The organism is Acetobacter pasteurianus subsp. pasteurianus LMG 1262 = NBRC 106471 (genome assembly GCF_000285275.1).
Lineage (GTDB): Bacteria > Pseudomonadota > Alphaproteobacteria > Acetobacterales > Acetobacteraceae > Acetobacter > Acetobacter pasteurianus.
Genome location: NZ_CADO01000067.1, coordinates 180,185 through 192,415, shown reverse-complemented (window position 1 = coordinate 192,415; position 12,231 = coordinate 180,185). Strand labels below are relative to the sequence as shown.

The 12,231-nt window shown below is 54.5% G+C and carries 12 protein-coding genes and 1 tRNA gene; 3 read left to right on the top strand and 10 right to left on the bottom strand.

What is annotated here, in order from left to right:
- Nucleotides 1-62: 62 nt before the first annotated feature.
- Both APA10_RS10650 and APA10_RS10645 read right to left on the bottom strand, forming a co-directional pair.
- Nucleotides 63-147, bottom strand: a tRNA-Leu gene (locus tag APA10_RS10650).
- Between the two features lie 40 nt (nt 148-187).
- Nucleotides 188-1,663, bottom strand: coding sequence for a bifunctional ADP-dependent NAD(P)H-hydrate dehydratase/NAD(P)H-hydrate epimerase (locus APA10_RS10645; protein WP_003629860.1), 1,476 nt, complete (start codon nt 1,661-1,663; stop codon nt 188-190).
- A gap of 158 nt (nt 1,664-1,821) precedes the next feature.
- On the opposite strand from APA10_RS10645, the gene APA10_RS10635 reads away from it, so the two are divergent.
- From APA10_RS10635 to APA10_RS10625, 3 genes are all read left to right on the top strand, one after another.
- Nucleotides 1,822-2,277 (top strand): hypothetical protein, encoded by a 456-nt coding sequence (locus APA10_RS10635; RefSeq protein WP_003624106.1) that lies wholly within the window; start codon nt 1,822-1,824, stop codon nt 2,275-2,277.
- Nucleotides 2,278-2,456: 179 nt separating this feature from the next.
- Entirely contained in the window at nt 2,457-4,367 is a 1,911-nt protein-coding gene (locus APA10_RS10630; protein WP_003629863.1) for a DEAD/DEAH box helicase, read from the top strand.
- Nucleotides 4,368-4,375: 8 nt separating this feature from the next.
- Nucleotides 4,376-5,674: a class I SAM-dependent RNA methyltransferase gene (locus APA10_RS10625; RefSeq protein ID WP_003629864.1), complete on the top strand. Its 1,299-nt coding sequence runs from the start codon at nt 4,376-4,378 to the stop codon at nt 5,672-5,674.
- On the opposite strand, the gene APA10_RS10620 is transcribed toward APA10_RS10625, so the two are convergent.
- The 8 genes from APA10_RS10620 to APA10_RS10585 are packed head-to-tail and all read right to left on the bottom strand — an operon-like array spanning nt 5,628 to nt 12,216.
- Nucleotides 5,628-5,996 (bottom strand): HesB/IscA family protein, encoded by a 369-nt coding sequence (locus APA10_RS10620; protein WP_003624099.1) that lies wholly within the window; start codon nt 5,994-5,996, stop codon nt 5,628-5,630. The genes APA10_RS10625 and APA10_RS10620 overlap by 47 nt on opposite strands.
- Before the next feature lie 26 nt (nt 5,997-6,022).
- Nucleotides 6,023-6,511 (bottom strand): SUF system Fe-S cluster assembly protein, encoded by a 489-nt coding sequence (locus APA10_RS10615; protein ID WP_003629865.1) that lies wholly within the window; start codon nt 6,509-6,511, stop codon nt 6,023-6,025.
- Entirely contained in the window at nt 6,498-6,950 is a 453-nt protein-coding gene (gene sufU, locus APA10_RS10610) for a Fe-S cluster assembly sulfur transfer protein SufU (RefSeq protein ID WP_003629866.1), read from the bottom strand. The genes APA10_RS10615 and sufU overlap by 14 nt, the downstream gene beginning before the upstream one ends.
- Nucleotides 6,947-8,194, bottom strand: a complete 1,248-nt coding sequence (locus APA10_RS10605; RefSeq protein WP_003624095.1) for an aminotransferase class V-fold PLP-dependent enzyme — start codon at nt 8,192-8,194, stop codon at nt 6,947-6,949. Before APA10_RS10605 ends, sufU begins: the two co-directional genes overlap by 4 nt.
- Nucleotides 8,194-9,456: a Fe-S cluster assembly protein SufD gene (gene sufD, locus APA10_RS10600; RefSeq protein ID WP_174714335.1), complete on the bottom strand. Its 1,263-nt coding sequence runs from the start codon at nt 9,454-9,456 to the stop codon at nt 8,194-8,196. Before sufD ends, APA10_RS10605 begins: the two co-directional genes overlap by 1 nt.
- A 17-nt stretch (nt 9,457-9,473) precedes the next feature.
- Nucleotides 9,474-10,244, bottom strand: coding sequence for a Fe-S cluster assembly ATPase SufC (sufC, locus tag APA10_RS10595; protein WP_003624093.1), 771 nt, complete (start codon nt 10,242-10,244; stop codon nt 9,474-9,476).
- Between the two features lie 13 nt (nt 10,245-10,257).
- Nucleotides 10,258-11,748 (bottom strand): Fe-S cluster assembly protein SufB, encoded by a 1,491-nt coding sequence (gene sufB, locus APA10_RS10590; protein ID WP_003624092.1) that lies wholly within the window; start codon nt 11,746-11,748, stop codon nt 10,258-10,260.
- A gap of 3 nt (nt 11,749-11,751) precedes the next feature.
- Nucleotides 11,752-12,216 (bottom strand): SUF system Fe-S cluster assembly regulator, encoded by a 465-nt coding sequence (locus APA10_RS10585; protein ID WP_003629868.1) that lies wholly within the window; start codon nt 12,214-12,216, stop codon nt 11,752-11,754.
- Nucleotides 12,217-12,231: the final 15 nt, after the last annotated feature.

The window sequence follows — 12,231 nt, the reverse complement described above, 5'->3', positions numbered from 1 at the left end:
CTCAAACACCCGCTACGCAAAGGCCGTCGCGGACCAGGACGGGAGCATGATCGTAAAATAATTGGTACGGGTGGAGGGACTTGAACCCCCACGACTTGCGTCACCAGAACCTAAATCTGGCGTGTCTACCAATTCCACCACACCCGCGCATTAACGTGCTCACCGTCACGAGTTGGGTGGACTTAACTCAAACATGCGTCCACGGCAAGATGCCGATGTGCGAGTTCACCCTCTGTTTCTGCATATGAGCTGCTTTTTCTCGTGCAGCACCCAAATGAAGGTCCAAATCTTCGGCCACAGGCCACGGCCCAGCTTGCCGCCCGGCTTCTCCGTGCAACCACACGCCAGCACATGCGGCCTCCCACGCTGGCATGCCAGCCGCCAGAAGGGCTGAAATGACACCAGAAAGTGTATCGCCAGAGCCAGCCGTACCTAATGCAGGGGTTGCATGATTATTGATGGCAAGCCGCCCATCTGGCGCTGCAATCATGGTGGAAGCGCCTTTTAGAACCACCACCGCGCCAATTTGCTGAGCAGCCTGCCGGACATGCTCTGGCGGGTTGCTGCCTACTGGCCCGAATACGCGGGTAAATTCCCCAATATGCGGTGTTATAACTGCAACCCCTTTAAGTTTTTCAGGGTCACCAGCAGAGGCACTTAAAGCGCCAGCATCCGCCAAAACGCTTTTTCCTGCAGCCAATAATACAGGCAATGTGGCCTGCACCTCGGCTTCCGTCAGGCCGGGTCCACAAACCCACACACGGCGACGTTTATCTTCCAATAATGTCGGCAACGGCGCGTCATCTATAATAAGGCCGGGCGCACCCAATTTATACGCCGCTGCACCTGCCCCAGCGGCTACGCGCACCAAACCAGCGCCAGCAGCACGTGCACCACCAGCACATAATCGCGTTGCGCCCGGCATGGATTCGCCAGCACAAATACTCACCACGCCGCGCGTATATTTATGACTTTCAGGACCAGGAATCGGCAAATGCCACAAGCCGGGTTCATTTTGCCATGTTGTTGGCGACACCTGATCGAGCGCAATTTGTGGGATTCCGATATCCGCCAGAATCAACCGCCCCAGATATTCCCGTCCCGGATACAGCAAATGCCCCGGCTTGAACCGGCAGAACGTTACCGTCATGATAGCCTTCGGAGCATATCCGCGCACCAAGCCCGTCGCGCCATCCACGCCGGAAGGTATATCAACGGCAACAACACGCCGCGCAGCTTGCAGAACTTCAACAGGCAAACCTGCAACATCTCTGCTCAGTCCTGCGCCAAATACGGCATCCACCACCAAATCCGCCCTTGCAGATTCCTGTGCAGAAAACGGTACACGGACACCACGGAATCGGGCCGAGGATTCTGCGGCCGGGCCACCGGGCTTGGGCGCCACCATTTCCGCCACGGCCACAGGCCAACCTGCATCATAAAGATGCCGTGCCACTACGTAGCCATCTCCTCCGTTATTCCCGGGGCCACAGAGCACAAGCACACGAGCTGGCTTTTCATACCGAAGAATAGCGCGGGCCACGGCGCGGCCAGCATTTTCCATCAATACGGAAACGGGCACTGTTTGCGCCGAAATATGGTCAATTTTCCCCATTTCGTCAGGAGAATAAACGCTCAGAAGAGAAGGATATATTGCTGCCATATCGAGCCTCCGCACACAGAGTAGACGATGATCTGTGCAAATATAGCCCCTTGCGCAGTGTCCGTCCCCTTGGCAATCAGGCAGCAGACAAGCGTTGGACGATGACCCTCTCCCCGCCCCGCGCCTTCTTCCTGCATTAACGCCAAGCGGAGTTCAGCATGCCCCATTCCATTCTCTGGAGCCTTGTTCTCACCCTCCACCTTGTCAGCATCATCCTGTGGATCGGTGGTGGTGCTTACGCCGTTATCATTTTGCGCCCCAGCCTACGCCTGCTGGATGCAACGCAACGCAATTCTGTGCATTTGCAGACACTGGCCCGCTTTTTTAAGGTTTTAACGCACGTTATCCCTACGGCGCTGATTACCGGCTGGCTGCTGATTATTCATGAAGGTGGATTTGCCAACGCACCGTGGACAACCAACCTCATGCAGCTTTTGGGCATTATCATGGCTGTATTGTTTGTCATGATGTACACAGGCCCTTATCAGAAAGCCCGGCGCTCCATCCGCCCGCAGCCTTCTGTGTTCGACTCCATTCGCTCCCGCGTGCTGCTTATTGTAGGCTTGGGTGTGCTGGCTGTGCTTTCTGCCTGCCTTGGCCATCCTTTTGCCTAAGAAATGCAACACATTCTGGCAAAAACTTGATTTCAGGCCAAAACAGCTTTATCGGAACTAACGCCTGACCGGGTAGATACGTGAATCGGTGCCTCAGTCACTTTAGTTGAGGCACCCCGATACGGGCAGGCTCTTCAGCCAGTGCTGACAACAGACAGACCTACGGTTCCGAGAGCAGATTGACAGCTAAAACGCCCGCCTCCCCCCGCAAGACAACAACACGTAGCCGCAAAAAAACGGCTACCCCTGCCCCTGTGAGCGCCGCAGATGCCACGGAAGATACGGGCGCAGCAACTGAAGCTCCTGCTGAAAAAGCAGTTGTAGCTGAGGCAAAACCTGCCCCTAAAAAACGTGTTGTAAGACGCCGGAAGCCAAAAGCTGAGAAGGTGGAAAAAGCTGAAGAACCAGCAGCTGCGCCACAAAAGGCAGAAGCAACGCCAGAAGCTGAAACGCCTGCTCCCGTAGCAGCCACAGCTTCTGCTGTTGAAGTTGTTGAGCAAGCCCCTGAAGTTGCGCCTAAGCAGCCTCCTGAAAAGCAGGCTGCTCCGAAGGCCGAAGCTGAAGAAACGGCAGCCCCTGAACCGGCATCTGCTGAAAAAACAGCCGAAATTGCGGTTGAATCAACAGAAGATACCAATTCCGTCACATTTGCTGACTTGGAACTGTCCGAGCCGATTTTGCGTGCCATTTCGGACATGGGCTACACACACCCCACTCCTATTCAGGAACAAGCCATTCCGGCCATTCTGATGGCGCGGGATGTTATGGGCGTTGCACAAACGGGAACAGGTAAAACTGCGTCCTTTACACTGCCCATGCTGGAGATTCTGTCCGATTCGCGGGCACGGGCACGTATGCCACGTTCCCTTATTCTGGAACCCACGCGTGAACTGGCGTTGCAGGTTGCTGAAAACTTTGTGAATTACGGCAAATACCTCAAGCTCAACCATGCTCTGCTGATTGGCGGGGAAAGCATGGCGGATCAGAAGGAAGTGCTGAACCGTGGCGTGGATGTGCTGATTGCCACCCCCGGCCGCCTGCTTGATCTGTTTGAACGCGGCGGCTTGATGCTGAACCACACTGGTATTCTGGTGATTGATGAAGCTGACCGTATGCTGGATATGGGCTTCATTCCTGATATTGAAAAAATTGTCGGGCTGTTGCCACCTAACCGGCAGACACTGCTGTTTTCCGCCACCATGGCACCCACCATCCGTAAACTGGCAGATGCATTCCTGCATTCTCCCAAGGAAATTACGGTTGCGCGGCAGTCTTCTGTCGCCACAACCATTACAACTGGCATTGTGGTGGTGGATGAATACAGCAAGCGCGAAACGCTCCGTCAGCTGCTGAAAGATCCGGCGCTGCAGAATGCTATCGTGTTCTGCAATCGTAAGCGTGATGTTGATATTCTCACCAAATCACTCGTGAAGCATGGCTTTTCTGCCGCTGCGTTGCATGGTGATCTGCCTCAGTCCGTGCGCTTTTCCACTCTGGAAAAGTTCAAGAACGATGAATTGAAAGTGCTTGTGTGCTCCGATGTGGCTGCACGCGGCATTGATATTGGCGGCCTTTCCCACGTCTTCAATTTCGATCTGCCTTTCCATGCAGAAGACTACGTGCACCGAATCGGACGTACTGGCCGCGCAGGGCGTGAAGGCCACGCCTACAGCATTGCAACGCCGTACGATAAAGCGCTGGCAGAAGCCATTGAAAAGCTGACGGGCAAAGAAATTCCGCGCATGGCGCTGGATGGCGTGAAGCAGCTTGAATGGTCTGATGAAAAACGGCCACCAGCAGGCCGCACACGGAAACCCCGCACACCGCAGCGGGAGCGTGAAAATGCAGTGCCCACGCCGCGTGAACAGCAGCCAGAAGCCAAGCCCCAGCAGGCCGCACGCCCAGAACGTCAGCCTACGCGTAATACACGCCATCAGCGGGATGAAATCCCTCCTGCACCTGGTGGCGACGTACAGGGTTTTGGCGATATGGTGCCAGCATTCATGCTGCTGCCTCGGCGGAGTTCTGTAAGGCCGGCCTCACCAGGAGCAGATGCTGTTGCTGAACGCAGTGCAGACGTACAGTCCTGAACACGTCTGTGACTGAAACCTACGATACGGACGTTCTTTATCTGGCAACGCAGGGCGATGGTGCCGTGCGTACGCCAGATGGGCGCATAGCCTACATTCCAGAAACCCTTGCTGGTGAGCATATCCGTCTGACGAAAGATTCAGAGGGAAAATGGCAGCTTGCTGAAGTGCTTCAGCCTTCACCAGACCGGCAAATACCGCCCTGTTCTCTGTTCGAACACTGTGGTGGTTGTACGCTTCAACACGTAAAGCCCGCTGCTATTTTGCAGTGGAAAGTGGCTACCGTTCAACACGCTTTGCAAAAGGCCGGTTTTAGTAACCTTCCGGCATTTTCTGCCAAACAGGTACAGCCGCATTCACGCCGTAGAGCAGATCTGGCAGTAAGACGTCAGCCTGATGGCATTATGATTGGGCTTCATGCACGCAACAGCCATGAGGTTACGGATCTTACTACCTGCGTTGTGCTGCACCCCGATATTGTGGCTGCCCTGCCCGCTTTTCGGGCCACGCTCCGCAGCTTAAATGCCATTCGGCGCGAAGCCAATTTGCATATCAATCTGCTGGATTCCGGGCTGGATGTTCTGCTGCAAACAGATGGACCACTGACTGCGCCAGATCGCGTCCGTTTGGCGCAATTGGCTACAGAACAGCATATTCCGCGTATAAGCTGGCAGCAGATTAAAGATACAGGGTTGCCGGAAGTTGCTGCACAATCGGGCTCTGTTGTTCAGACAATCGCTTCCCACCAAATTGCGCCGCCAGCCGGAACTTTTTTTCAGGCAACGCGTGAGAGCGAACAATATATTCAGGAAGCCGTTGTCAAAAGCCTGCCAACCAAGCTGAACCGTCGGGATATTATCACCGAGCTTTATGCCGGTTGTGGCACCCTTACCTTTCCATTGGCAGAACATGCCCGCGTAAATGCTTACGAAGGTTATGCTCCTGCCCTAGAGGCTCTAAAAAAGGCAACTGGCGGCACACGTATCAGCCCATTCTGCCGAGATCTGAACCATCAGCCTGTTCTGGCCAAGGAAATAGCAGCTTCTGCTGTGGTTGTGCTGGATCCTCCACATGCAGGGGCAAAGCTGCAAATGCGCCAGATTGCGCAAGGGTTACCTAACCACATTGTGTACGTAAGCTGTAACCCGGCAGCCTTGGCGCAGGATGCAAGCCTGCTGGCCAAAGCCGGATATACGGTGGAAAATGTAACCGTAATTGACCAGTTTTTATGGTCTGCAGAAATTGAAGCTATTTGCAGCTTTAAACGTGAAAGCTCTCGCCGCAGCCGCAACGGCCTTTCTCGTTAGGGTTGGCAAACACAAATCCTGCTTCCAGATCACCTTCCTGATAATCCATTTCAGACCCAATCAGGTAAAGCGTAGCTTTGCGATCTACCAACAGAGTTACGCCGTGGTCTTTCACCACCTCGTCCCCTGCGCCCGGTGCATCTACAAACTGCATGTCATATGCTTTGCCGGAGCAGCCTTTGGTGCTTACAGAAATACGCAGCAACTGGCCCGCATGTGCCGTGGCATACAAATGCTGCAACCGATCTGCCGCAGCCTGGGACACCCGCATAAGAGGAGGAAGCTCCCGCTTTATGGGAGCCGCAGCCGTTTTCTGAGACATTTTATACCCTCACCTGAGTTTGCGGTTCAGAACATGTTCAGCGCAAGACGGGCTTCATCACTCATACGCGACATATCCCACGGCGGATCCCACACCACTTCTACTTCGGCAGATTTCACGCCCGGCACTTTTTCCACTGCTTCCTTTACCTGCACAGGCAGTTCCTGCGCGCTGGGGCAGTTGGGGGCTGTCAGTGTCATTTCAATACGTACGCGGCCATCATCATACAGATCAATCGCGTAAATCAGGCCGAGTTCGTAAATGTTTACCGGAATTTCCGGGTCATGCACTGTGGCAATCGCCTCAATCACCGCATCTTCCGAAACAGCACCGGCAGCCGGAAGCTTGGCAGATTGTTCTGCCCCTTCATCCGGTGTCCAGCTTTCTACTTTTCCGGCTTCATCTCCGGCAGGCGCATGATCAGCATGCAGCACATCGGCAGAAGCCTCTGCTGTTTTAGCTTCCTTTTCTACCTCTGGCAGAACGGGAGCATGCACGTCTTCAGACGTCGGCATGAGAAAGCGCCTCCTTTAACGCAATCCAAGGCAGTTCGGCACATCGTATCCGTGCCTTGTGAGACCGCAGAGGCTGGAAAACCTCTAACGGCCCTAATGAAGTATCTGCCGGTGCTGCAGGAGAAGCCTCCCCCACCAGCATGGCAGAAAACCGACCAGACAGGCTGACAGCTTGCGCAACATCTAAACCAGAAACCTGTTGCGCCATTAAATCAGCTGCTGCTGCGCAGATGGCGCACCCTCGTGTGGTGTGGCGCACACTTTGGATATGGGTTGCATCTAGCGCGATATCCACCCGTGTTTTGTCCCCACACATGGGGTTTTTGCCTTCGCCCTGCACAGAAGGTGCTTCCAGCTTACCCGCATATTGTGGAGCGCGTGCACGCTCCATAATCACACGGTCATACAGGGCATCAGAATCCGGCACGGTTTGTGTCACACAAAAAATTCCCGGATACGCACCAACGTATCGGCCAGCACATCTATTTCTTCCTGCAAGGTATAAATACCAAAGCTGGCGCGTGCGGTGGCTGTTAGCCCCAAACGCCGCATAAGCGGTTCTGCACAATGATGGCCTGCACGCACGGCAATACCGTTACGGTCCAGCAAAGTGGCAATATCGTGCGGGTGCACATCTGCCATGGTGAAGGAAATAACTCCCCCACGCTCTTTGGGTTGCCCAACAACATTCAGCCCCGGAACGGTCGCCAGACGCTGGAGCGCATAACTGGTCAAAGCCTGTTCGTGCGCCGCAATGGCATCAAAACCAAACTTTTCCACCCATTCAATGGCAGCGCCCAAGCCAATAGCTTCAACAATTGCAGGGGTGCCCGCTTCAAACTTGTGCGGAACATTGGCCCATGTGGATTTTTCAAACGTCACGGTGGAGATCATATCTCCCCCACCCATGAACGGCGGCATATCTTCCAGCAGTGCACGCCGCGCCCATAAAACGCCAATACCGGTTGGGCCATACAGCTTGTGCCCGGTAAAGGTGTAAAAATCTGCCCCCAGAGCCTGCACATCTGTCCGATGATGGACGACTGCCTGGCTCCCATCAAACAGCACCAGAGCACCAGCAGCATGCGCCATATCGGCAATTTGGCGCGCAGGTGTAATGGTGCCCAGCACGTTGGACATATGGGTGATGGCAACAAGCGCCACTTTGCCATCAGACAAAAGCTGGCCGAACGCTTCCATATCCAGATCACCGGCATCGGTAATCGGGGCTATGCGCAACTCAATGCCCATGCGGTCACGCAGCATCTGCCATGGCACCAGATTGGCGTGGTGTTCCATTTCGGAAATAACCACAGCCTGCCCCGGCGTAAGCAGTGAACCAAAGGAATACGCAACCAGATTGATGGCTTCTGTGCTATTACGGGTGAAAACAATTTCTTCCCGCGACGGTGCGTTCAGAAAGCCCGCAACCTGATCCCTTACAGCTTCATAGGCCTCAGTCGCACGTTCACTCAGCCAATACAGGCCGCGGTGAATATTGGCATACTGATGATGCATGGTGTGCACCATGGCGTTGATAACGGCATCCGGCTTTTGAGCCGAAGCAGCGCTATCCAGAAACACCAGCGGACGATCGTGCACTTTTTCGGACAGAATAGGAAACTGCTTACGAATAGCAGCCAGATCCAGCCCGGATGTATCTGTAATAGAAGGATGAGACATTACGCGGCCTTCCTTTCAGCAGAAAAACGGATTGCCAGCATGGCGCGGCAATATTCCTGCGCCGTTTCATCTTCAATCAGAGAAAGAGCTTCATCCAGAAACGCTGCAATCAAGATATGGCGGGCCTGTGCCTCTGGCACACCACGGCTGCGCATATAAAACAGTTGGTCATCATCCAACGCACCCACTGTTGCCCCGTGGCTGCAACGCACGTCATCCGCGTAGATTTCAAGCTCAGGCTTTGCATCAATTTCTGCGTTTTCAGAAAGCAGAAGCGCCTGATTCATCTGGTAGCCATCGGTTTTCTGGGCAACCTGCTCAACCAGCACCTTACCTTGGAAAACACCCCGCGCATGACCATCCAGCACATTCCGTACAGTCTGGCGGGAAATGCAGTCCGAAGCGGCATGGGTGATGACGCTGGTAATATCCCCTACCTGATGTTCAGCAAGGTTTTGCGCACCATTTACATGCAACTGAGCATGGGGCGCATTCAACCGTGCATGCACTTCATGCCGGGACAGCAAACTCCCCAAACCAAGGGCAAAGCTATTGTAAACGCCATGCCCAGCAACCTGCACATAGGTTGTTGCCAGCGCTATGGCCTGCGGACCTTCGGTCTGCAAAGTGGTATGGTACAGCTTAGCGCTTTCTCCCACCGTTACTTCCGTAACCGGGTTATGGAAATACGGCCCAACGCCTGCGCTGAGTGACAGCAAGGCAAGATGCGCCCCTTCTTCCAGCACCACGCTATGGCGTGGATGGAAAGAAATGGCAGTATCCCCGGCAACACCCAAGGAGATCAGGAGCACACGCCCTGCATCCGCACCCTTGGCAACATGCAATATAGCCCCATCATCCACCAAAGCCGTGTTCAGTGCGACCAGAGGATCTCTGTCCGGGCTGGCCTGCACATCTGAGGTCAGACTGTTCTGGCTGAAAAAGGAAACATCCACACCTTCAGGCAGAAGGCTGAGGTCTTTCACAAACCGGCCATTTACAAACACAATGCGCGGCAGAGCCTGCACGGCATCATGCTGGCTGAGCAGATTATCCAGCAGGCTTTTCGCCTGAGCTGCATCATATTGCGCGGGCGGAGCCTGAAATTCCTGTGCCGACAACGGGCGCAGGCTGGTATATTTCCATGCCTCTACATGCCTATCTGGCAGGCCGGTTCTGAGCAGTGCGCCAATGGCTGCTTGCCGCTCTGCCCCCTCAACATCGTTCAGGCGTTGCGCGAACGAAGACAGAGGGCCGCTCATATCTTTGCTGATCGCGTTCACGCCGCCTCCGCCAGAAATTTGGTGTAGCCTTCCTGATCAATTCTCTTGGCCAGTTCTGGCCCACCAGACAAAATGATCCGCCCTTTGGCCATAACGTGAATGCGGTCTGGCACCAGATAATCCAGCAGCTTCTGATGATGTGTAATAACCAGAGCAGAGAAATCTGGTGAGCGCAGACGGTTCACCCCCTCCGCCACAATACGCAGGGCATCCACGTCCAGCCCGCTATCGGTTTCATCCAGAATGGCGAAAGAAGGCTGAAGAAGTGTCATCTGCAACACTTCATTGCGCTTCTTTTCACCGCCTGAGAAACCGACATTGACGTTACGCTTGAGCATATCCGGCGCCATGGAGAGAGACTTGGCTGCCTCACGCGCCATTTTCAGGAACGCAACAGCATCCAGCTCTTCCAGCCCACGGGCGCGGCGCACTGCGTTGACCGCCGTACGCAGGAAGTTGGCATTATTTACACCCGGCAATTCGATAGGAGACTGGAATGCCAGAAACAGGCCAGCCGCAGCACGCTCTTCTGGCTCCATAGCCAGCAGATCCTGCCCCTTGAAAGTGACGGACCCAGCCGTGACCTCATAATCCTCACGCCCGGCCAGAACATAGGAAAGGGTGGATTTGCCGCACCCGTTTGGCCCCATAATGGCATGCACTTCACCCGGCGGAATGGTAAGATCCACACCGCGGAGGATCTGCTTTTCCTGCCCATCGGCATCAATCCGGGCGCACAGACCGGAAATTTCCAAAAACTGGCTCATGTTCTGTACTCCCTTAACCTACGCTGCCTTCAAGGCTGATCTGCAACAGCTTCTGTGCTTCCACAGCAAATTCCATGGGCAGTTCCTTAAGAACATCCCGGCAGAAACCATTTACAATCAGCCCAACCGCGTCTTCTTCAGACAGGCCGCGCTGGCGACAATAAAAAAGCTGATCTTCTGAAATCTTGGATGTTGTGGCTTCGTGCTCAATACGCGCTGCCATGTTCCGGCTTTCGATATACGGCACAGTATGCGCGCCGCATTCATCGCCAATCAGCAAACTATCGCACTGGGTAAAGTTACGTGCGCCAGAAGCCTTGGGTTGCACGCGCACCAGACCACGATATGTGCTGTCTGACCGCCCTGCGCTGATCGTTTTGGCAATGATGGTGGAACGGGTATTGCGCCCGATGTGGATCATCTTCGTGCCTGTATCTGCCTGCTGGCAGTTATTGGTAACAGCCACGGAGTAGAATTCACCCACAGATCCATCACCCTGCAGAATGCAGGATGGATACTTCCATGTAATGGCAGAACCTGTTTCCACCTGTGTCCAGGAAATTTTGGAGCGGGCCCCACGGCATGCGCCACGCTTGGTCACAAAGTTGTAGATACCGCCACGCCCTTCGGAATCACCGGGGTACCAGTTCTGCACTGTGGAGTATTTGATGGAGGCATCTTCCATTGCCACCAGTTCCACCACGGCCGCGTGAAGCTGGTTTTCATCCCGCATGGGGGCTGTGCAGCCTTCCAGATAGGAAACGGAAGCCCCATCTTCCACCACAATCAGGGTGCGTTCAAACTGCCCTGTGTTGCGCGCGTTGATACGGAAGTAGGTGGAAAGCTCCATTGGGCAACGCACCCCTTTAGGCACGTAGACAAAGGAACCATCAGTAAACACGGCAGAGTTCAGTGCGGCGTAGAAGTTATCTGCCACCGGCACCACACTGCCGAGATATTTCCGCACCAGTTCTGGGTGTTCCTGCACGGCCTCAGAAATCGGGCAGAAGATCACGCCCGCTTCTTCCAGCGTTTTGCGGAAGGTGGTGACAACGGAAACACTGTCAAACACCGCATCTACGGCAACTGGCGGACGCGCTGTTTCACCTTCAGGCAATTCCACACCAGCCAGCAGAGCCTGCTCATGCAGGGGAATACCCAGTTTTTCGTAGGTTTTCAGAAGTTCCGGATCAACCTCATCCAGAGATTTCGGGCCTTCTTTCTTGCGCGGAGCGGCGTAGTAATGCGCATCCTGATAATCAATCGGCGGGTAAGAAACCTTGGCCCACGTAGGCTCCTTCATGGACTGCCATTTGCGGAATGCCGTCAGCCGCCATTCCAGAAGCCATTCTGGTTCGTTCTTACGCGCAGAAATCAGGCGTACGATGTCCTCATTCAACCCTTTCGGGGCGAGGTCCATCTGAATATCTGTTTCAAAGCCCCACTTGTAGGTGGACTGGCCGAGCTTTTCGACCGCTTCGCGGGTTTCAGTAACTGCCGGCATGGTTCAGATCCCCTCACGTGGCATAGCAGCGCTGGGCTGCGTATTGGATCGTGGCATGTTTGAAAAACACGATGCCTTGCTGCGCATGCTTTCCAAGGAAATGCCCTCCAACGTGGTTCGTATGGCCTGATTGATGGTATCCCAGCTGCCACACAGACCGCACGACACGCCGGTATCACACTCTCCGCCATCTACACAGGCTGTTAGCGCAATCTTGCCATCCACGGCTGTAATAACACTGGCTACAGAAATATCTACCAACGGTCTGGCAAGGCGATACCCGCCCTTTGCCCCGCGCTGGGAAAGCACAAAACCATGTGCAGACAACACTTTAAGCACCTTGGCCACTGTTGGCTCTGGCACCCCTGTAATGGCTGCAAGTGTTGGAGACGTAACAACGCCTTCCTGTTCACCCAGTTTCACCAAGATGACGATTGCATAATCCGCCAGGCGGGAAAGTTTCAGCATTATCTGCCCTTGACC